Annotated in this window: 21 protein-coding genes; 11 read left to right on the forward strand and 10 right to left on the reverse strand. The window is 63.0% G+C overall.

The genetic code is table 11. From position 1 onward, the window contains the following. The first annotated feature begins 36 nt into the window (after positions 1 to 36). Positions 37 to 1,305: a cysteine desulfurase-like protein gene (locus O7A70_RS29125; protein ID WP_337143418.1), complete on the forward strand. Its 1,269-nt coding sequence runs from the start codon at positions 37 to 39 to the stop codon at positions 1,303 to 1,305. 15 nt (positions 1,306 to 1,320) lie between these two features. Here the strand turns inward: O7A70_RS29125 and O7A70_RS29130 are convergent, their stop codons facing one another. Genes O7A70_RS29130 through O7A70_RS29150 form a run of 5 tightly spaced genes read right to left on the reverse strand, consistent with a single transcriptional unit; the run spans position 1,321 to position 6,832 of the window. Next, positions 1,321 to 2,349: a histone deacetylase family protein gene (locus O7A70_RS29130; RefSeq protein ID WP_337143419.1), complete on the reverse strand. Its 1,029-nt coding sequence runs from the start codon at positions 2,347 to 2,349 to the stop codon at positions 1,321 to 1,323. After that, positions 2,346 to 2,849, reverse strand: coding sequence for a GNAT family N-acetyltransferase (locus tag O7A70_RS29135; RefSeq protein ID WP_337143420.1), 504 nt, complete (start codon positions 2,847 to 2,849; stop codon positions 2,346 to 2,348). Before O7A70_RS29135 ends, O7A70_RS29130 begins: the two co-directional genes overlap by 4 nt. A gap of 19 nt (positions 2,850 to 2,868) precedes the next feature. Further along, complete coding sequence (locus O7A70_RS29140) at positions 2,869 to 3,798, reverse strand: 3-keto-5-aminohexanoate cleavage protein (protein WP_337143421.1); 930 nt, start codon at positions 3,796 to 3,798, stop codon at positions 2,869 to 2,871. Positions 3,799 to 3,804: 6 nt separating this feature from the next. Then, positions 3,805 to 5,190 (reverse strand): aminotransferase family protein, encoded by a 1,386-nt coding sequence (locus O7A70_RS29145; RefSeq protein ID WP_337143422.1) that lies wholly within the window; start codon positions 5,188 to 5,190, stop codon positions 3,805 to 3,807. A 1-nt stretch (position 5,191) separates the two neighbouring features. Then, a complete protein-coding gene (locus O7A70_RS29150; protein WP_337143437.1) occupies positions 5,192 to 6,832 on the reverse strand; it encodes a N,N-dimethylformamidase beta subunit family domain-containing protein in 1,641 nt (546 codons plus the stop codon). A gap of 154 nt (positions 6,833 to 6,986) precedes the next feature. On the opposite strand from O7A70_RS29150, the gene O7A70_RS29155 reads away from it, so the two are divergent. Together O7A70_RS29155 and O7A70_RS29160 are read left to right on the forward strand one after the other, a co-directional pair. Beyond that, positions 6,987 to 7,235 (forward strand): ParB N-terminal domain-containing protein, encoded by a 249-nt coding sequence (locus tag O7A70_RS29155; RefSeq protein ID WP_337143423.1) that lies wholly within the window; start codon positions 6,987 to 6,989, stop codon positions 7,233 to 7,235. A 119-nt stretch (positions 7,236 to 7,354) separates the two neighbouring features. After that, positions 7,355 to 8,311, forward strand: coding sequence for an alpha/beta fold hydrolase (locus tag O7A70_RS29160; protein ID WP_337143424.1), 957 nt, complete (start codon positions 7,355 to 7,357; stop codon positions 8,309 to 8,311). A 49-nt stretch (positions 8,312 to 8,360) separates the two neighbouring features. On the opposite strand, the gene O7A70_RS29165 is transcribed toward O7A70_RS29160, so the two are convergent. Continuing rightward, positions 8,361 to 9,383 carry an isopenicillin N synthase family dioxygenase gene (locus O7A70_RS29165; protein WP_337143425.1) on the reverse strand — a complete coding sequence of 341 codons (1,023 nt, stop codon included), beginning with the start codon at positions 9,381 to 9,383 and terminating at the stop codon, positions 8,361 to 8,363. Between the two features lie 113 nt (positions 9,384 to 9,496). Between O7A70_RS29165 and O7A70_RS29170 the strand changes: the two genes are divergently transcribed. The 5 genes from O7A70_RS29170 to O7A70_RS29190 all read left to right on the forward strand — a co-directional run bounded on the left by O7A70_RS29170 (position 9,497) and on the right by O7A70_RS29190 (position 12,981). Next, positions 9,497 to 9,892, forward strand: a complete 396-nt coding sequence (locus tag O7A70_RS29170; RefSeq protein ID WP_337107030.1) for a GFA family protein — start codon at positions 9,497 to 9,499, stop codon at positions 9,890 to 9,892. A gap of 150 nt (positions 9,893 to 10,042) precedes the next feature. Further along, positions 10,043 to 10,240: a hypothetical protein gene (locus tag O7A70_RS29175; protein ID WP_140506309.1), complete on the forward strand. Its 198-nt coding sequence runs from the start codon at positions 10,043 to 10,045 to the stop codon at positions 10,238 to 10,240. Between the two features lie 191 nt (positions 10,241 to 10,431). Then, the gene (locus tag O7A70_RS29180) at positions 10,432 to 11,304 is read left to right on the forward strand and encodes an undecaprenyl-diphosphate phosphatase (protein WP_337143426.1); all 873 of its coding nucleotides are present in this window, start codon (positions 10,432 to 10,434) and stop codon (positions 11,302 to 11,304) included. 147 nt (positions 11,305 to 11,451) lie between these two features. Next, positions 11,452 to 12,078 carry a transglutaminase-like cysteine peptidase gene (locus O7A70_RS29185; RefSeq protein WP_337107028.1) on the forward strand — a complete coding sequence of 209 codons (627 nt, stop codon included), beginning with the start codon at positions 11,452 to 11,454 and terminating at the stop codon, positions 12,076 to 12,078. 111 nt (positions 12,079 to 12,189) lie between these two features. Continuing rightward, positions 12,190 to 12,981, forward strand: coding sequence for a phosphodiester glycosidase family protein (locus O7A70_RS29190; RefSeq protein WP_337143427.1), 792 nt, complete (start codon positions 12,190 to 12,192; stop codon positions 12,979 to 12,981). Between the two features lie 28 nt (positions 12,982 to 13,009). Here the strand turns inward: O7A70_RS29190 and O7A70_RS29195 are convergent, their stop codons facing one another. Together O7A70_RS29195 and O7A70_RS29200 are read right to left on the reverse strand one after the other, a co-directional pair. Further along, on the reverse strand, positions 13,010 to 13,642 hold the full coding sequence (locus O7A70_RS29195) for a DedA family protein (RefSeq protein WP_337143428.1): 633 nt from the start codon (positions 13,640 to 13,642) through the stop codon (positions 13,010 to 13,012). 23 nt (positions 13,643 to 13,665) lie between these two features. After that, positions 13,666 to 14,616 (reverse strand): DUF1402 family protein, encoded by a 951-nt coding sequence (locus O7A70_RS29200; RefSeq protein WP_337143429.1) that lies wholly within the window; start codon positions 14,614 to 14,616, stop codon positions 13,666 to 13,668. Positions 14,617 to 14,852: 236 nt separating this feature from the next. Between O7A70_RS29200 and O7A70_RS29205 the strand changes: the two genes are divergently transcribed. After that, positions 14,853 to 15,926 (forward strand): GH25 family lysozyme, encoded by a 1,074-nt coding sequence (locus tag O7A70_RS29205; protein WP_337143430.1) that lies wholly within the window; start codon positions 14,853 to 14,855, stop codon positions 15,924 to 15,926. 39 nt (positions 15,927 to 15,965) lie between these two features. Here O7A70_RS29205 and O7A70_RS29210 read toward each other — a convergent pair whose 3' ends face one another. Next, a complete protein-coding gene (locus O7A70_RS29210) occupies positions 15,966 to 16,154 on the reverse strand; it encodes a hypothetical protein (RefSeq protein ID WP_027145480.1) in 189 nt (62 codons plus the stop codon). Positions 16,155 to 16,342: 188 nt separating this feature from the next. On the opposite strand from O7A70_RS29210, the gene O7A70_RS29215 reads away from it, so the two are divergent. Continuing rightward, the gene (locus O7A70_RS29215; protein WP_337143431.1) at positions 16,343 to 17,323 is read left to right on the forward strand and encodes a DUF3592 domain-containing protein; all 981 of its coding nucleotides are present in this window, start codon (positions 16,343 to 16,345) and stop codon (positions 17,321 to 17,323) included. 12 nt (positions 17,324 to 17,335) lie between these two features. On the opposite strand, the gene O7A70_RS29220 is transcribed toward O7A70_RS29215, so the two are convergent. Next, positions 17,336 to 17,695: a hypothetical protein gene (locus O7A70_RS29220; protein ID WP_337143432.1), complete on the reverse strand. Its 360-nt coding sequence runs from the start codon at positions 17,693 to 17,695 to the stop codon at positions 17,336 to 17,338. Positions 17,696 to 17,880: 185 nt separating this feature from the next. Between O7A70_RS29220 and O7A70_RS29225 the strand changes: the two genes are divergently transcribed. Then, positions 17,881 to 18,375, forward strand: a complete 495-nt coding sequence (locus tag O7A70_RS29225) for a hypothetical protein (protein ID WP_337143433.1) — start codon at positions 17,881 to 17,883, stop codon at positions 18,373 to 18,375. Positions 18,376 to 18,413 lie beyond the last annotated feature (38 nt).

The raw sequence follows: 18,413 nt of genomic DNA on the forward strand, positions 1-18,413 counted from the left end.
GCGGAATTGTCGAGTAACAGCAAAGGGGTGGAGACAATGGTGGACTTTTCGATCGAGGCCGTGCGTGGAAAATTTCCCGCTCTCTCGCTGACCGACAAAGGACGCCGACGTATCTATCTCGACAATCCTGCCGGCACGCAGGTGCCTCAGGCCGTGGCCGACGCGGTCTCGCGCTGCCTTTTGACGACCAACGCCAATCTCGGCGGCCATTTTGAAACGACGATCGCGGCGCAGCAGGTCGTCGACGAGGCGCATCAGGCGATGGCCGATTTCCTCGGTGCGGCAAGCCCGCAGGAAATCATCATCGGCGCCAACATGACGACGCTGACCTATCATATGTCGCGAACGCTCGGCCGCACGATGAAGCCCGGTGACGAAATCATCCTCACCCGCATGGACCATGAGGGCAATGTGTCGCCCTGGCTGCAACTGGCTGAGGACCTTGGCCTCGTCGTGCACTGGCTGCCGTTCGACGAAAAGACCTGGCAGATCGAGGAGGCGACGCTGGCAAGTCTGTTGTCCGGGAAGACTCGGCTGGTGGCGTTGAACTACGCCAGCAATCTCACCGGCTCGATCAACAGGGTCAAGTCCTTGACCCAACTTGCAAAAAACGCCGGAGCGCTGGTCTATGTCGATGCCGTGCAATTCGCGCCGCATGGCCTGATCGACGTGCAGGAGCTCGGCTGCGATTTTTTGATCTGCTCGGCCTACAAGTTCTTCGGTCCGCATATGGGCATATTGTGGGGCCGGCGCGACGTTATCGATGGTTTGAAAGCCTATAAATGCCGCTGTTCCTCGAACGGACTGCCAGAGCGTTTCGAACTCGGCACGCCGCAGATCGAACTGATGGCCGGGCTCACGGCCTCGGTCGACTATTTTGCCGCACTCGGCACGTCGGCCGGCGAGGACGGGTCGAGAAGGCGCAGGATTGCCAAGGCGTTCGAAGTTTCCATCGCCTATGAAAACCCGCTGGCACAAAGGCTGATCGATGGGCTGTCCGACATTTCAGGCCTGTCCGTCCATGGCATCACCGATCCGAAACGGCTCGGCGATCGTGTGCCGACTGTCTCCTTCACCGTGGACGGCATAGTGCCCGAAACGATCGTGAGGCAGATGAACGCCGAAAACATCTTCCTGTGGTCGGGCCACAACTATGCCTGGGAGATCGTCCACCAGCTCGGCATTCCTGCCGATCAGGGCGTCGTGCGCATCGGCATCGCGCACTACAATACGGCGTCCGAAATCGACGAGACGCTTGAGAGCGTTCACCGGGTGATTGCCATGCTCAGGCAGCAACGCCCCTGACGCGAGCTTGCATTGTCACCGCGCCTTGCCGCCAAAACCGGTGAGGAAGGCGGTGAGATTGTCGCCGAGCGCATCACAGAGATAGCCGCCCTCCTGGACGATGACCGTCGGCAGGCCAAGCCCGGCGATCGCCTCGCCGATGCGAGAAAAGCCCGGCGTCGTCACCGAGAGCCCGCCGAACGGATCGCCTTCGAACGCGTCGAGGCCGAGCGCCACGACCAGCGCATCGGGAGAGAAGGCGCGGATACGCTGGAACGCCACGCCGAGCGCTTCCAGAAACGCCGCATCCGCGGATTTCCGCGGCAGCGGCAGGTTGAAATTGTAGCCAAGTCCGGGACCTTCACCGCGCTCGTCGGCGTGGCCCCAGAAGAACGGGTAGAACCGCACCGGATCGGCATGCAGCGACACCGTCAGCACATCAGGTCGCGCATAAAAAATGCCTTGCGTCCCGTTGCCGTGATGCAGGTCGACATCAAGGATCGCCACGCGGGCCGCCTGTTTGCGCAGTATTTGTGCCGCAACGGCTGAGTTGTTGATGAAGCAGAAGCCGCCGGCGACATCGGCAAAGGCGTGGTGGCCGGGCGGGCGGCATAGGGCATAGGCGCCGGAAGCGCCTGCCACCACCGTTTCCGCCGCCTCGACCGCGCTCCAGGCGCTCCACAGTGCACTTTGCCATGTCTCGCCTGAGATCGGGCAAGCGGTGTCAGCCATGTGATAGCCGGCCTGGCCGACGGCGGAGGCCGGATAGGAGCCGTTGCGGGCGATCGGATGGATATTGGGGATGACCTCGGCCGATGCGCCAGCGATGCGCTGCCAGCGTTCGAAAATATGTTCGAGAAAGTCGAGATATTCGGGCGTGTGCACCGCCGAGACCGGACCGAGGCCGTGATCGCGCGGCCGCTCGATCGTGCAGCCGGCGGACTTTGCGCCGGCTAACAATCTTTCGACGCGTTCCGGTTTTTCCGGGTTGGGCTGCGCCGCGCCGCTGGAAAGAAAGGCCTTGGGGTCGTGCCGCTTCTGCTCCTGCGCATAGAAGGCTTTCATTCCTGCTCCCCATTTTCCGGCGCGTCGGCGAAGGCGAAAAAGGCCTCGCCGATGATTTTCTGCGTCTGCTCGTAACTCGACCAGGCAATGCCCAGCCTCTCGTAAAAGGCCTTGGCGCCCTCATTGTCGGTATCGACGGACAACCTGAGATAGACCCCGCCATGCTTGCGGCACTCGGCCGCCACGCGCCGCAGCAGGCGCTCGCCGATCTTGCGGCCACGGAACCGGTCCTCGACATAGAGGTCCTGCACATAGACGCCAGGCCGGCCCATCCATGTCGAGAAGATCGGGAAATGCAGGCAAAGTCCGGCGAATTCGCCATCGACTTCGGCGATCAGGGTCGAGAAGGCGGGCCTTTCGCCGAAGCCCCAGGTTCTGAGATCGTCCGCCGTCGCGATGATTTCCTCGGGCGCACCGATATGGGTGCCGAGTTTCAGGATCGCCGCGTGGATGGTTTCGACATCATCGATGGTGCCGGGGCGGAGGAGGATCGCACTCATCACAGGCGCTGTCATCTCGTCAAAACGCCACCCGGTCACCGCCCTTGAGCGCCAGCATGTCGCGCGCTTCCGTAGGTGTGGCAATCTCCAGAGAAAGCCCGTCAAGAATGCCACGGATGCGGCGCACCTGGTCGGCGTTGGATTTCGCCAGCTGGCGGCCATCGTAGAGGCTGTCTTCCAGCCCGACACGCACATTGCCGCCCATCGCGGCTGCGATCGAGATCAGCGGCATCTGGTTCCGGCCGGCGGCGAGCACCGAGAACTGGTAGCTGTCGCCGAACAATTTGTCGGCAATGCGCTTCATATGGACGAGATTGTCAGGGTCGGCGCCGATTCCGCCCAGGATGCCCAGCACGAACTGGATGAACAGCGGCCCCGACACCAGCCCCCGGTCGCGGAAATGCGCCAGTGAATAGAGGTGGCCGACATCGTAGCACTCGAATTCGAAGCGGGTGCCGCAGCCTTTGCCCAGCCGCTCGAGCACGCCTTCCATGTCGGCGAAGGTGTTCTTGAAGATGGTGTCGCGCGTGGCTTCGAGCAGCTTCGGTTCCCATTCGTGCTGCCATTCCCTTGGCTTTTCGAGCATCGGGAACAGCGCGAAATTCATCGAACCCATATTGAGCGAGCACATTTCGGGCTGGGCCCGAAGCGGCGCCGCCAACCGCTGGTCGAGCGTCATTAGCGAGGAGCCGCCGGTGGTGATGTTGATCACCGCATCGGTCGCCTGCTTGATGCGCGGCAGGAACTGCATGAACACATCGGGATCGGCGGTCGGCCGCCCGTCCTTTGGGTCGCGGGCATGCAGATGCAGGATCGAGGCGCCGGCCTCGGCCGCGGCGATGGCATCCGCGGCAATCTGGTCCGGCGTCACCGGCAGATAGGGCGACATCGACGGCGTGTGTACCGAGCCGGTGACGGCGCAGGTGATGATGACTTTACGCGGTGCCATTTTGCTCTATCCCCGGCTTTCGACCGGCAGGTCTAGCTCGGAGGCGAGAATCTCCAGCGAGTCACCGATGATGGAGATGATCTCGCCAACTTGCTCGCTGGTGACGATCATCGGCGGCGCCACCATGAAATTGTCGCCGTCGACGCCGCCCTTGACCCTGCGGCCATAGATGATCAGCCCGCGCTCATAGGCGAGGTCGAGCAGCCGCTGCGTCGCCTTCTTGCCTTGGTCGATTGGCCTTAGCGTATCGGGATCGGCGACCATTTCGGCACCAGTGAGCAAGCCCTTGCCGCGCACGTCAGCGATGAACGGGAAGCGCTTGGCCAGCCCCTTCAGCCCGTCCATCAGCACGTCGCCCATGGCAGCCGCGTTGGCGATCAGGTCGAGCCGGTCCATTTCGCCCAGCACCGCAAGCCCGGCGGCGCAGGCCAGCGGATTGCCGGCATAGGTATGGCCATGCTGGAAACCGCCTGACGCGAGCAGCGGCTCGACCAGTCGCATCGGCGCCGCCAGCGCGCCGAGTGGCGCATAACCCGAGCCGAGCCCCTTCGACAGCGCGACGATATCAGGCTTGCAGTTCCAGTGGTCGCCGCCGAGGAATCTGCCGGTGCGGCCGGCACCGCTCATCACCTCGTCATGGATGAGCAGGATGCCGTAGCGATCGCAGATCTCGCGGATGCGGGCGTAATAGCTGTCCGGCGCCACCAGGGCCGCGGTCGCGGCGCCGCCGATCGGCTCCATGATGAAGGCGACGACGCTTTCAGGACCTTCGGCAAGGATCTTTTCCTCCAGCATGTCGGCATAGCGGACGCCGCGCTGCTCCATCGAGAGATTGTCGCGGTCGCGCCAGGCGGTCGGTGCCGGCACGGTCGGCATCACCCGCATCATCGGTGTGAAAGTCTCGGCCAGCGCGTCGTCGCCGGTGATCGACAGCGAACCCAGCGTCCCGCCATGATAGGAAGGAAAGCGGGTGATCACTTTCCAGCGGCTGGCCTGGCCGGTCGCGACAGCCCATTGCCGTGCCAGCTTGATGCAGGATTCCGTCGCTTCGGAACCGCCGGAGACGAAGAAGATGCGGTCCATTCCTTCCGGCAATTTTCCAGCCAGTTCTCGCGCCAGTTCTTCCGCCGGCTCGTTCTCGAAATGCAGCCGGTAGGCGAAGGTGGCGCGGTCCATCTGCCGCTTCATCGCATCGAGCACATTGCGGTTGGAATGGCCGATATTGGCGACCATCGGGCCGCTCGATCCGTCGATGAAACGGCGGCCATCCTGCGTCCACATGTAGATACCTTCGGCGCGGTCGATCAGCGGCCGGCGCAGGCTGGAGAGATAGAACAGATGCGATTGGCGCCGGGCGTCAGTGTCTTGAACGGCAGGCTGGACTTTCGACATGTCAGGACTTTCCAAGATAGCGGTCGAGGACATTCTGGGTGACGCGTTCGACCATCGGGTCCTGTCTTAGCAGACCGGCGACCCATTCGCAGCTTCCGGCGTGGAACACCTCGCCCTTGCCGCGTGCAAAATTGACGATCATGCCATTGCCGCGTTTGACCTTTTCGAGATTGGCGTCGCTCGCCTCGCCGAACAAAGTTTCGGCGGTGAAGCGGCCATCCTCGTCGGTGAGGAACTGGTCCTCGATCGGAATGTCGGCGCTTTCTTCGACCTGGCTGGCCATGCCGACGGCGAGAACTTGCAGGCCGTCAGGCGCGCCGCTGGTCGCGGTCGGATGGGGCAGGCCGCCGCGTATCTCGAAATCGAGCCCGTCGACCTCATAGCCATAGACATGGCCGTCGGCGCCGAGCAGGTCGCCGTAATAGATGCCGGTGCCGGCGAAGGCCCAGTGCTCGGGCCGATAGACCGGAAAGCCGCGTATGCCACGTGGCGCGCAGCCACCCCAGCCGGCATAGACACCACGTGTGGCGTTGAGCCCGAAGGTCGCCGAACCCGGCCGGCCGATTTCGGGCGCTTCCCAGGAATTGGTGGCGCGTGTCACGTCGCCGCCGCGATAGGCGGGATCCTCGGCCCGGGCGCGGTATTTGTAGCAAACCTGCCGGAGGCCTTCGTCCTCCAGCCGGGTCTGCCACATGAAATTGCCGGCAAAGCGCGCCGCATGGCCGCCGCGCTCGACATAGAAGTCGACCGCATCGCGCATTTCCCAGGTCCAGTATTCGTCGTGGCCGACGAAGACCGCGCAGTCATATCCGTCGAGAATCTCGGGCGAAAAATGCAGATCGTGCTGGCTTGTCAGGTCGACATCGTAACCAGCCCGTTCGGCAAAGCGAAAAAAATGGCTGTCGTAGCTGGCCCAGCCCGACGAAGCGTATTTCTTCGAATGGCCGGTGGCGAGCGCCCATTCCATGTGCGGATAGCGCGGCGCGGTCTTCGGCGGCACCGCGATCTCCAACGGCACGCGCGGCGCATCCCCGGGCAGCACGACGAAGCCGCGGCACCAGGGGCGCTGCGTCGACACGATGGGCGAGTACTGGTTGCGGTCGGGCCCGGTGATGCCCTGATAGTGGTTGGAGCCGCCCCAGGTATTGTAGGCAAGCCAGGTGCCCGTCGCCGCCACCTGCAGAACACGGCCGGGCTTCTTGCCTGGCTGCGGGCTGACAATGAACAGATGGTGGGATCGGATCGGCTTGCCGTCGCGTCCGTCGGCGGTCAGGGTCACGCGGTAGGCGCCGGACGGCCAGTCGTTTTCCACACGGAATTCATAGGAGGCTTCCCAGCCGCAGCCTTCTGCCGAGCATTGGTCCGGACTGTCCTGCCAGCGCGATGCGATGCCCGATTTCTCGAACGCCCTCGTCTCGGCGCCGCCGTCCCGAACGATGGTCATGCCGAAGGACGGAGCCGTGGAACTGACATGCAGCGTCACGGTTTCGCCGGCACGATACGAAAATCGGTCGCTGTAGCACCAGATCTCGCCGCGCTCGCCATCCATGCCCGGCCATTCGTAATAGTGACCGCGCACCGCGTGGCGGCGTTGCTCGGGCGTCAGCCCGAAATCGGGAAATTCGGTCGGCAGGTTGATCATGAAGCCCTGGCCCATCGGAGGCGCCATTTCGGCGATCCGCCGGCCAGGCGTCAAATGGAAACGATCATGCCAGCATTCGTTAGCCGCACCCTTGGCCGCGCTCAGCAAACGGACTATCTCAGAGGGCGGCGGCGGTTCCGCCACGGGGACAGGCATGCTCAGGGTGCAAAAGGTCAAGGTCGACGATATCTACGTGCCCACCGCGCGCAAGAAGACGCTGCACCCCGAAACCGTCCGGCATCTGGCCGAGGATATACTGGAAAACGGCATGAAGACGCCGATCCAGGTCCGCCATGACGGGAAGCGGCACATACTTGTCGAAGGACTGCATCGTCTGGAGGCAGCCAAGTGGCTCGGCGAGTCAGACATCGACGCCTATCTGGTGCAAGCCAAGCGCCACTGACGCGCAGTTTTTAGCCGACCGACAATGCCTGGCTGATCCTCGCCAGACAAAATTTCCACAGACCATGTCGGCCCGCGCCGTGTTCGCTCGTCCTTGGGCAGAACCGGAGGAGACCCGACATGTCCAGATCGACTTTTATCGCCATTCTTGCCTCGCTCGCAGCCTTGGTGGCTGCGTCGGGCCCAGCCAACACAGAGGAGTCAAAGCCTGCCATGACGACCGAAACGACAACACTGCCGAAGCCGCAAAAATCCGGCCTGCTGCCGATCAACGGCGTGAACTACTATTACGCCGTCTATGGGAAGGGTGAGCCGCTGCTTCTGCTGCATGGCGGCCTCGGCTCCTTCGATATGTTCGCGCCGATCTTGCCCAAGCTTGCCGAAAACCGCACCGTCATCGGGGTCGACCTGCAGGGGCACGGCCGCACGGCGCTTGGCGACCGGCCATTCAGCCTGGAGGCGATCGGCGACGACATGGCCGGTATCGTCAAGGCACTCGGTTACGACAAGGTCGACGTCATGGGCTATTCGCTCGGCGGCGGCGTTGCTTTCCGCATGGCGGTCCAGCATCCCGAGGCTGTGCGCCGGCTGGTCCTTGTCTCGACAGGCTATGCGGCCGACGGCTTTTACGATGAGATGCGCCCGCAGCAGGCGCAGGTGAGCGCCGCCGCGGCGGCGTTCATGAAAGACACGCCGATGTACAAATCCTACGTCGCCGTCGCGCCGCATCCGGAAGACTTCCCGAAACTGCTCGACGCGCTCGGCAATTTCATGCGCCAGAACTACGACTTCTCGGCCGATGTTCCCAAGCTGAAGATGCCGGTCATGCTCGCTTACGGCGACAGCGACATGTACAAGCCTGAGCATGAGATCAAGTTCTACCAGATGCTCGGCGGTGGTCTGAAGGATGCCGGCTGGATGCGCGAGAACCTGTCGCAGAACCGTCTGGCGATCCTGCCCAACCGCACCCACTACGACGTCTTCTTCGCCCCGGAACTGACGGCCGCCGCGCTGCCGTTCCTCAACGGTGAGACCAAGGTGAAGAGCTGGGACGAGGTGGTCGGCGAAGCCGAATGACCCCTACCATCTCCGCCGGCCGTCTCCAGCGAGACGGCCGGCGAGTTTTTCAGGAAGCCTTGGCTCGGCGCGGCTGCCTCAGATGCTTGATGCCGCTCATCTCGACGAAGTTCGTCGCCGACTCCCAGAGATAGTCACCGTAGAGAAACGGCTCGAACGGTTCGGCGTCGTCCAACGGCAGAGGCGATATCTCCGCATCGACACGCGGCTCGTAGAAGAACGGTATAGAGAACCGCACCGTTTTCGGCGCAATGACCCGGTGCCGTGTCGCCCGCACGCGGCCGCCGGTCCAGTGTTCCAGCAACTGGCCGAAATTGACCGCCAGCGTGCCGTTGGCTGGAGGCACGTCGATCCATTCGCCGGCGAGGTTCTTCGCTTGCAAGCCCTCGACGCCGTCCTGCGCCAGCAAAGTGACGAAGCCTGAATCGGCATGTTCGCGGCCGATGATGGTGCGCGTCTCGCCCTTGTGGATCACCGAAAACTCCGGCCCGCCGGTATCGACGCCGGCGTCACGCAGGGGATAGCGGATCAGGCGCAGCGTGGAGATGCCGCCGTCGAAATAGGCATCGAAGATCAGTTCAGGCAGGCCAAGCCCGCGGGCGATCGACCGCATCAGCATGGTGCCGACCGTCTCCATCGCGCGATAGTAGTCGGCTGCGGCGGTACGCCAGCCTGGCAGCGCATTTTCGGCCGGCAGTGGTGTCGGCTCGCACAAGGGATCGTCGGAGGCTGACAGTCGCGCCGCGTCGGCAAGGTCCGGCCCCATGTCGATACCTTCCTTGTAGGAAACGGCTTGCGGCTGCAGCGGAAACCAGCCGCGGTAGAAATTCTTCTTCGTGTGATCGAAATTCCAGCGCAGCAGTTTCTGCTTCTCGGCGTCGGGAAGCGAAAAGATGCGCAGCACTTGCGCGCGCTTGTCCGGCGTCAGCCAGTCATCGCCGGGAAAATCCCGAACCGCCATGAAACCGATGCCAGCGGCGGCGGCCATGATCCTGGCGTCGCAGCGGTCGCGGGCGGGCGAGGGCGGTCCGAACAGAGCCGCAATGCCGATTGTTTCGATGTCCGCTGTCATGACGATCCTGCCACATCACGATAATCGATGACCTTGTATCAAAGCTTTTCAATTGACCCAATCGGTCTCGCCGCTACCTTGCCGCCTGTTCACTCCACCAATGGATCCAGACGATGGCAAAATATGAGGGCGGATGCCTATGCAGGGCGGTGCGCTACCGCACCGACGCCGACCCCATCAACGAGCGCATCTGTCATTGCCGGCTCTGCCAGAAGGCGATCGGCGCGGCCTTCAACGCGCGCGTTCTGTTCCGCATCGATGATGTGACGGTCGAGGGTCCGTTGGCCACGGTCAACACCTCGCCGGATCTCAAGCGCGGTTTTTGCCCGAACTGCGGAACGACGATGTTTTCGCGGCGCGATTCCGCCGGCATCATCGGCCTTACGACCGGTTCGCTCGACGACCCGTCGCTGTTCAGGCCCCAGATGCATATCTGGACCACCTCGAAACAGCCCTGGGTGATGCTGGACGACGGCCTGCCGCAATATGAAGGCGCTCCGCCGGCCTAGGCTTCCTCCTTCCCGTCAACAGGAGGACGTGCCCCAGGATGACCAAAAAATAGCCCAACGAGACACGCGATAGCCGGCAAAGCGTCATTGGCGGGCCATCTTTGTCACCCTATCTAAGCGTCGCGGGCCCGGCATTCGAGGAGACGACGGATGAACGACAGCATCAGCACCCTGGACGAGCTTTTGAGCGATCCGATGGTCCTGCTTGTGATGGAGCGTGACCGTGTGCGCCCGGAACAGGTGCGCATGCTGCTCGAACGGGCTCGCCGGCCATCCGCGGAGGAGCCTGTCGTGCCGCCCGCGCATGTGATTGCCAGGACCTGCCAGAAACTTTGGCTTTGCCCGTAATCGTCTTGCCAACCTCCACCCATGGGAGCATCGCCGGCCCTTCGGGCCGGGTTGAACCGTGCGCGCCTGACGCGGCGGCGCCAGCTTACAAATCCGTAAATTGATTCTACGCTACATGACGATATGGCTTGCCGGGCACCGATCGCCATCGATGCCTTCGCTAGTCCGATCCCTCCCGCATGGAACCCGACATGGCTGATATCTGCACGCAAGGCGTCGACACGGGCTTTGTCGGCCTTGGATTTGCCAAGGTCGCATTCCTCGGCCTGGTGCAAGGCATCACAGAACTGCTGCCGATTTCCTCGACCGCCCATATGCGCATCGTGCCGGCCGTGCTTGGATGGCAGGATCCGGGCTCCGCTTTCTCCGCCGCCATGCAACTGGCGGCCCTTGCCGCCGTGGTCAGCTATTTCTGGGGCGACGTAAGGGATCTTTTGTTCGGGTCACTCGCCGCTCTCACGCGTCGTGATTTTGCCGACCGGCATTTCCGTCTGGCGCTGTGGATCGTGCTGGCGACGATCCCCATCGTCATCGCCGGCGGGGCGCTCTCGGGCGTTCTCAACGCCTGCAATTCGCCGTTGCGCAGCCTGACAGTAATTGGCTGGGCCTGCATCGTCATGGCGGTCCTGCTGGGGCTGGCTGAAATCCTTGCCCGCCATCGGCGCACCATGGCCGACGCGTCGCGGGCCGATGCATTGCTGGTCGGCATCGCGCAGATCGGTGCCTTGATACCCGGTGTTTCCCGTTCCGGCTCGACCCTGACGGCGGCACTGGGGCTTGGCTTCAAGCGGGCGGAGGCAGCCCGTTTCTCGTTCCTGCTCGGGTTGCCGGCCATCGCGCTTGCCGGCCTCAAGGAATTATGGGAGCTGCACAAGGTGCATCTCGATGCCCATGGATGGTCGGTTCTCGGTCTGGGACTGCTCGTGGCTTCGATATCGGCCTTTTTCGCCATCTGGGGCCTGATGCGCGTGCTGGAACGCTTCTCCGCATGGCCTTTCGTTATCTGTCGCGGTGTGCTCGGGGTCGTCCTGCTGATGGGCGTGGCGATGGGGTGGCTTGTCTAGGCCGGACCGGCACGCCTCCGGTGTTGCGCGGCTGCAACCGCCAGGAGAGCATCAACCCATGCCCGAAGATGTGATCGCACGCCTTCATTGACTCCCGGCAATATCCGCCCTTAACGTTCTGTTAACAAAACAGATGGGCGGGGCCGGATGGCATCCTCGATGGGTTGGCGCCGGAAGGCGAAGGGGCTGGGGCTTGCGATTGGCCTGATTGCTTTCTGTTCGGCGGCGAGTTCCGCCTACACGGCTCCCGTCTCCATGGTTATCGGCGGCTCGACCTCCCAGCCGATCGGCCACTATGATTTTTGCAAGATCCATTCCGCCGAGTGCTCGATCCGTTCACCCGACAGCGAGCCGGCACGCTTGACCGCCAGGCTGTCGCGGGAGATCAGCGCCGTAAACCTTTCGGTCAACGCGCGCGTCAAGCCGATGAGCGACATGGACAATTACGGCAAGGAGGAATGGTGGGCCTATCCGGACAATGGCTTCGGCGATTGCGAGGATTACGCGCTGGAGAAGCGGCGTGAGCTCAACAGCCTGGGCATTGCCATAGCCAATCTCCTGATGACGGTGGTTCGCAAGCCGGACGGCGAAGGCCATGCCGTGCTGACGGTGCGTACCGACAAGGGCGACTTCATCCTCGACAATCTTGTCGACAAGGTTCGTCTCTGGAACCAGACGCCGTATCGCTATCTGAAAAGGCAGGCGAGCGACGACACCGGGCACTGGGTCTCCATTCTTGCCGGCGAAGAGAAGCTGGTCAGCGCCGTCAAATAGCCGTCGCGGGCCGTCCGGGCCGTAGTCCACGCCCATCAAGCAAATCCTTCATCGTGCCGGCAAGCGGTGCTATCCACGACAGTTCGTTGGAACCGACAATCCGGAACGCGCATGGATTTTTTGACACTCCTGCATTCGGCACCCTTGTTGCTGGCCTTGCTCAAGGCCGCGTTGCCGCACGCGGTCGCCACGACGGTGGCATTCGGCCAGTGGTTCGCTTCGGTGCCGCCGTGCCGTGACGTCGCCTTCGAGGCGGCGAGCTTTCTCGTCTGCGAGGTCGATCCAAAGCTGTATTCGATCGAACTGTTCTGGAAAGACCCGGCGGGCAAGCCTTTTCAATCGTTGCACAATCTCGACGACGCCCAGCGCACGGCCGGACGTACCATGCTGTTTGCCATCAATGCCGGCATGTATCATCCCGACCTCAGGCCGGTCGGCCTCTATGTCGAACGCGGCCAGGAAATGGCCGGTGTGAAGACGGGATCGGGTAGCGGCAATTTTTCGCTGCAGCCGAATGGCATCTTTTACATCGACGGCGGTAAGGCCGTGGTCCGGGCGACCAGGGACTTTGTCAGGCAGCGGCCAGCGACCGACTATGCGACCCAATCAGGGCCAATGCTGGTGATCGACGGCCAGCTTCACCCGAAATTCCGGTACGACGGCACGTCGCGCAAGAGCCGCGATGGCGTCGGGGTGCGAAAGGATGGGATTGCCGTCTTTGCCATTTCGAACGGCACGGTGACGTTCCATGCATTCGCCCGCCTGTTTCGTGACGTGCTCGGCTGCGACAACGCGCTCTTTCTCGACGGCACGATATCGAGCCTGCTCGCTCCGGCCATCGGCCGCAACGACGACTACTGGAACCTGGGGCCGATGATCGGCGTCTTCAGGAAGCGCGGCTGACGCTGGGCGCCCTCGATCGCGACACGCGCTAAGCCCGTGTATCGCGGCTGCCTCGCAGCCTGATGACAATTATTGCGACGATGATCGCCGCCACCATGGCCGCGATCACCGCCAGGCCGAACAGGCTGGTCGCGTCGAGTTCGGGCAGATTGTCGGCCCCTTTCGCCACCAGCCATCCAGGCGACAGCACGACCGGCGCCCAGACGATCGCCGACAGGATGTTGGCGATCTGGAAGCGGCGCCTGTTCATCCCCATCATGCCCGCGACCAGCGGCACGGTGGCACGCACGGGACCAAAGAAGCGGCCGACGAAAACCGCGGCGAAACCGTAGCGCTGGAAGAACAGGCGCGCCCTGGCGATCTCGCGGCGATAGCGGTTGAGCGGCCATTTGTGGACGACGCCGCGCCCGAGCCATTTGCCAAGAAAATAGGAGATGGTGTCGCCGAGCGTCGCACCGATCATCGCGGCGAGGAGAACCGGCAGCGGCTGGACGATACCGGCGCCCACCAGGCCGCCGACGATGATCAGCACCGTGGTGCCGGGCAACAGGATGCCGACCAGCACCAGCGATTCGCCGAAGGCCAGCAAGCCGACCACGAGGCCCGCCCAGGCCTGATGGTTCTCGATGAAACAAACGCTCTGGTCGATGAACGACTGCACGCCAGCTCCCTTTAAAGTGTTCCTCAGCTGCCGCTGTCGAGCAGGCCCCTGAGTTCGTCGAGCTTGTCGTTGACGAGCCAGCCGTAATAATTCTCGACCGGCAGCTTGCCGCCCTTGCCGCTGGCAAGGGCGGCCGCCCGCTGCCGTGGCTGGCCGACATTGTAGAGCGTGGCCGTGATGCCCGGATTGCCCGAGATGTCGAAACCCTGCTCCTTGTAGGCATCGATGGCGTCGCGCACGATCGCGGCGATGTAGACGATGCTGCGGTCCGGATCCATGACATCGCGATAGATCGCCTGTGGGTGGTCCGGCGTGAGCCTATCGTAGCCGCTCACCTTGTTGACGAGGTCGGTGACCTCGAGCGCGGTCAGCGGGCTGATCTGGCCGAGACCGAAAGTCTGGCCGGCGAAGAAGGGCTGGAAGAACGCCTGCTGGAAGGTCACCGCGTCATAGGTGATGCCGTCGACCGTCTTGCCACGAAAATGCTCGACCCAGATCCTGTCGCGGCAGCTCCATAGGGAAGCGCTGTCCTTGGCCTGCGCGCAACCGGCGAATTCCGGGCGCTGGACAAAGGTCTGCACCGGCACGCCCTTGTAGCGGAAGGAGAAGTCGAGGCCGGAATAGGACAGCGCCTTCACATAATAGGTCTGCACCGAGCCGACAGCGGTGACGTTGTAAGTATGCTCACCGACCAGCGCACCCACGATATGGATGGGATCGATATCGTAAGCCGCCGCCACCTGCTTGATGTGCGCCACGAGCTTCTTCTCGCGCTTCAACAGCGCGACGATCTTTTCGTACTTCTCACCGTAGGTGGTCTTGAAGGCGCGGGTTCGTGTGGCCGATGCCTCCGGGATTGGCGGCTGTGTCGCGGAACGATTTCCTCGGGGGACGACGACCAGGCCGTTCGCATGCGCCGCCTGTAGCGGAGCGGCGAGCAGGAGGACCAGGAGAAGTCGCTGCAAAGCGGTCATCGGGCGCCTTTTCAGGGTTCTTGGGAACGCCGGCGCAAACGCCGCACATCCGTTCTCAACAGCCACATCATGGCGCTGTCAAGGCTTGGCCGGACCGCTGCCGGCGGCCGTCTGAAAGGGGCCACAGCTATGGTAAAAACTTGATTCAATCTTTATTGGTAATTTCTCGTTCATAACTCGTCTGGTTGTCCGTCGGCCGTTGCCTTCGGTCTGTTGTGTTTTGAGTACAGGTCCAGATGCGGTTACCAGGCGTCATCAGTTTCGTGATCGCATCGCTGTGCCTTGCCGGCTGTTCGTCGACATCGGGCATGGATGCGCTCGACATGCAGAAGCCATCCAGTGAAACCACCAGTTCGGTTGTCCGGCCAAGCGCGCCGATCGCATCCGTTCCGGGGGCCAAGGCAAACGCGGCGCGCAACCGGGTCGAGGTTGCGCCCGAGGACGACACCGCTCGGCCCTTTGGCCTGGCGGAGGAAGAGACGGTGGCGTTTCCCGCAGCCGAACTGCCCGACAGCATCGAGCCCCCGGTGGAAGAGGCTGCCCTGGTGTCGCCGCCGAAGCTGTTGTCGCGGGCGGCACCGCCCATGCTTGCAGGCCCGGTCACGCGCTACGGCTTCCGCGACGCCAAGCCGATCAATTTCGGCCGCTCGTCGCCCCGTCACCTTGCCGTGCACGGTGTCGACGTGTCGCGCTGGCAAGGCGACGTGAACTGGGAGAAGCTGCGCGCCCAGGGCGCCAACTTCGCCTACATCAAAGCGACCGACGGCGGCGACCATCTCGACCCGATGTTCGCCAGGAACTGGCGCGGCGCCGACGCCGCCGGCCTCAAGCGCGGCGCCTATCACTTCTTCTACTGGTGCCGCACCGCCGGCGAGCAGGCCGACTGGTTCATGCGCAACGTGCCGAAGGTGGAGGGCGCGCTGCCGCCGGTGATCGACGTCGAGTGGAACGGCGACTCCAGCTGCCAACGGCGCCCGTCGCGCGAAAAGGTGCTGGAGAAGATGCAGGTGTTCATGGACAAGCTGGAGCGCCACTACGGCCAGCGGCCGATCATCTACACGGCGCCGGATTTCTACCGAGACAACCTTCAGGGCGCCTTCCCGGACTACCCGTTCTGGCTGCGCGCTGTGGCCCGGCATCCGTCAAAGGTCTATCCCGATCGCAAGTGGCTGTTCTGGCAGTATTCGGGCTCCGGCCTGTCGCATGGCGTGACCGGCCGCATCGACCTCAACGTCTTCCATGGCGATGAGCGGCAATGGCGCGCCTGGGCCGGCGGCGGCGGCCGGCAGATGATGGCTGATTCGAACTAGGGCGGGATACCGTCCGCCGCCCAGGCGCTCATTCCCGGCCTATCGGAACTGGTTGCTCCCGCTGTGCTTTTCCTCGCTCAGCCGCAGCTTCGTCCTCAGGCTCATGATCTCGGCGATCGCGGCATCGATCATGGCGAGAAGCGTCAGCGTGTCGTGCTGGGTTGGGTCGGCCCTGACATAGGCGAGCTGGTTCACGATATCGGGTTCGTCGTCGGCTTTGTCACTCATGCGCATCGTCCCGGCTGTTGTTTCCTGGATTTTATCCGATCGGGTCAATCGTCAAGTAGCCTTTTGTCACGTCATCGTGCGGATGGCCTTGCCGGCGTTCATTTCCCAATCTTGCGAATAGACAAGACATTTTCGTCGCCGTGCTGTCTATATGCGGGCTGCTGCACTCTTGGTCGTCGGGGGACGAGTTGGAGCTCAAATTTCTATTGGTTGGCTTTGCCTGCACGGTCGCCGGCATGCTGTCGATCGTCACTTTCCTGAAATGGCGAGAGGTCAAGGCGGCCAGCCGCTGGTTGCCGACGCCTGGAAAGATCGTCTCGTCGCGCGTCGAGGCGCGCGAGGTGACGAGTTCCGGCACTGGATCGGAAAGCAGCACTTCGACCGAAATCCGCAATTTCCCGGCCATCACCTATGAGTACAAGGTGGGCGGCAAGACATTTCAAAGTTCCCACTACAGCGTGCAGGAGAATCTCGGAAATTTCGAAGTCGCCGAAACCCTTGCGCGGTTTCCGCGCGGCGCTGCGGTAACCGTGTTCTATGACCCGTCCAGCCCGGGCAAGGCCGTGATCGAGCGCACCATGCCGGACGGTGCCTTCAAGTTCATGATCCAGCTTTCGGCGGGGCTGGTGGTCGGTGCGCTGGTGCTGGTGTTTTCCGTCGGTGGCGTGCTGGAGGCAATCGGACCGCATTTGCCCAAGCCGCAGAACCTTGGTGCCGCGGCATTCCTGCTGTTCATGGGTCTTTTTGTGCTGCGCATGGGCTTTGCCCAGAAATCGATGGCCGAGCAGGCGACAAAATGGCCGACCACCGCCGGCCGTATCGATGCGTCCGGCCTGCAGGCGATCAAGATCCGCGACAGGTTCGAAGGCGTGGGATACTGGCCTTGGCGCACTGTCTTCAAATCCCGCATCATCTACAGCTATGGTGTCGCCGGACAGCGCTACAGCGCCGATCGCGTCGCTTTCGGCGCCAGCGTGACGGCCTCGCTGCCCGGCCTCGTCGGCGGTCAGGCGCGGCGGTATGTCGAGGGCGGCAAGGTCGACGTGCACTATGACCCCGACAATCCCGCCTCGGCGGTGCTCGAATGCCGGGTGCGCGGGCTCTGGCTGCTGTGGGTCTGTTCGGCAGGCTTTCTCGGCGGCGCGGCCTTGCTGGTCGGGCTGGTCTGAGTGTCGCCGCCTTCAGCAGCGGACAAGAGGTCCGCTGTCGAATCCCCGCCAGGTCAACCGCACCGTCGCGCCATCTCTTCTGATAAGGATGATGCGCGAAAAGGGTTCGTCGAGCGTTGGGTCCTCGCCATAACACTGGCTGGCGCGAACGATCCAACCGGTGGCGGTTCTGCGGAAGCTCGCGTGCTCGCAGCCGAGGTCGGGAAACGACAGGGCCGACTGATCCACCGTGAAGACAGTCTGGCGCTGGACGTCTGCGGTCGCATGGCAGTTCAACCTGTCCCTGGACCATGTCCCGACATAGGGCGCGGCCGCTGCGGCCGGCACAATCGTAGTTGCGGAGATCGCTATGATCATTGCCAAACGCTGCATCTGTTGTCCCCTGGGCCACTGTGGCTGATCATACAGATTGCGGGTGTGTGTGGGGCAAGTTTTCGACCGAGGTGCGATAAACGCAGCGGCTCCGGATTTCGCTTATGGTTTTGCACGGATGATGCGAGACTGTGCAGCCCGGCACGCAGCCGGCCCTACTTCACAACGCTTTCCCCGAGATTTCGATGATCGTTCGCAAACTGGCCTTTGTTGTCCTGGGTTCGCTCGGGCTCATGCAAGCGGCGAGCGCCAAGGAATGCCTCCTGAGCCACGCCACCTATCGGGAGCCACGTTCAGGCGCGGTCATGCAATTCCGCCCGCTCGACAACGAACCGGCGGCACTGACGACGCAGGTGTTCTCGCTGGCCGTGCCCCATACCGGCATAAGTCTGCCGGCCGACATCACCTGGACCAACGGCAAAAATGCATTTCCGCTCGGCACCATCCGCCACGCCTGCACCGACGATGATCGCGAAGCGGGTCTTCAGGACGGCAGCGGGCTGTGCAGGATATGGGACGGGCAGGTCTATGCCCTGACCGGAGGCGGCGCCGAGCAGCTGAATTCCCGCGAAGCGACACCGGCGCCGAAAGGTATCCATACGCGGAAGGCCGCAGACTTGGCTCGCGCGCAGGCGCCCTGGCTGATGTATGGTGAAGCTGTCGCTCAGGCGATGTGCTGACCCGGGGCCTTTTTGGCCTCACGCAGCCTTTTCCACGT

This window comes from Mesorhizobium sp. Cs1299R1N1 (genome assembly GCF_037179655.1).
In the GTDB taxonomy this organism is placed as follows: Bacteria; Pseudomonadota; Alphaproteobacteria; order Rhizobiales; family Rhizobiaceae; genus Mesorhizobium; species Mesorhizobium salmacidum.

What these genes read in the sequence shown, in the direction of transcription:
- O7A70_RS29220 (WP_337143432.1), bottom strand. Translation starts at nt 17,695, where the DNA reads ATGCAGCGTTTGGCAATGATCATAGCGATCTCCGCAACTACGATTGTG.
- O7A70_RS29205 (WP_337143430.1), top strand. Translation starts at nt 14,853, where the DNA reads ATGCGGTTACCAGGCGTCATCAGTTTCGTGATCGCATCGCTGTGCCTT.
- O7A70_RS29135 (WP_337143420.1), bottom strand. Translation starts at nt 2,849, where the DNA reads ATGAGTGCGATCCTCCTCCGCCCCGGCACCATCGATGATGTCGAAACC.
- O7A70_RS29200 (WP_337143429.1), bottom strand. Translation starts at nt 14,616, where the DNA reads ATGACCGCTTTGCAGCGACTTCTCCTGGTCCTCCTGCTCGCCGCTCCG.
- O7A70_RS29175 (WP_140506309.1), top strand. Translation starts at nt 10,043, where the DNA reads ATGAACGACAGCATCAGCACCCTGGACGAGCTTTTGAGCGATCCGATG.
- O7A70_RS29140 (WP_337143421.1), bottom strand. Translation starts at nt 3,798, where the DNA reads ATGGCACCGCGTAAAGTCATCATCACCTGCGCCGTCACCGGCTCGGTA.
- O7A70_RS29165 (WP_337143425.1), bottom strand. Translation starts at nt 9,383, where the DNA reads ATGACAGCGGACATCGAAACAATCGGCATTGCGGCTCTGTTCGGACCG.
- O7A70_RS29160 (WP_337143424.1), top strand. Translation starts at nt 7,355, where the DNA reads ATGTCCAGATCGACTTTTATCGCCATTCTTGCCTCGCTCGCAGCCTTG.
- O7A70_RS29180 (WP_337143426.1), top strand. Translation starts at nt 10,432, where the DNA reads ATGGCTGATATCTGCACGCAAGGCGTCGACACGGGCTTTGTCGGCCTT.
- O7A70_RS29170 (WP_337107030.1), top strand. Translation starts at nt 9,497, where the DNA reads ATGGCAAAATATGAGGGCGGATGCCTATGCAGGGCGGTGCGCTACCGC.
- O7A70_RS29125 (WP_337143418.1), top strand. Translation starts at nt 37, where the DNA reads ATGGTGGACTTTTCGATCGAGGCCGTGCGTGGAAAATTTCCCGCTCTC.
- O7A70_RS29150 (WP_337143437.1), bottom strand. Translation starts at nt 6,832, where the DNA reads ATGATCAACCTGCCGACCGAATTTCCCGATTTCGGGCTGACGCCCGAG.
- O7A70_RS29190 (WP_337143427.1), top strand. Translation starts at nt 12,190, where the DNA reads ATGGATTTTTTGACACTCCTGCATTCGGCACCCTTGTTGCTGGCCTTG.
- O7A70_RS29210 (WP_027145480.1), bottom strand. Translation starts at nt 16,154, where the DNA reads ATGAGTGACAAAGCCGACGACGAACCCGATATCGTGAACCAGCTCGCC.
- O7A70_RS29130 (WP_337143419.1), bottom strand. Translation starts at nt 2,349, where the DNA reads ATGAAAGCCTTCTATGCGCAGGAGCAGAAGCGGCACGACCCCAAGGCC.
- O7A70_RS29225 (WP_337143433.1), top strand. Translation starts at nt 17,881, where the DNA reads ATGATCGTTCGCAAACTGGCCTTTGTTGTCCTGGGTTCGCTCGGGCTC.
- O7A70_RS29185 (WP_337107028.1), top strand. Translation starts at nt 11,452, where the DNA reads ATGGCATCCTCGATGGGTTGGCGCCGGAAGGCGAAGGGGCTGGGGCTT.
- O7A70_RS29145 (WP_337143422.1), bottom strand. Translation starts at nt 5,190, where the DNA reads ATGTCGAAAGTCCAGCCTGCCGTTCAAGACACTGACGCCCGGCGCCAA.
- O7A70_RS29155 (WP_337143423.1), top strand. Translation starts at nt 6,987, where the DNA reads ATGCTCAGGGTGCAAAAGGTCAAGGTCGACGATATCTACGTGCCCACC.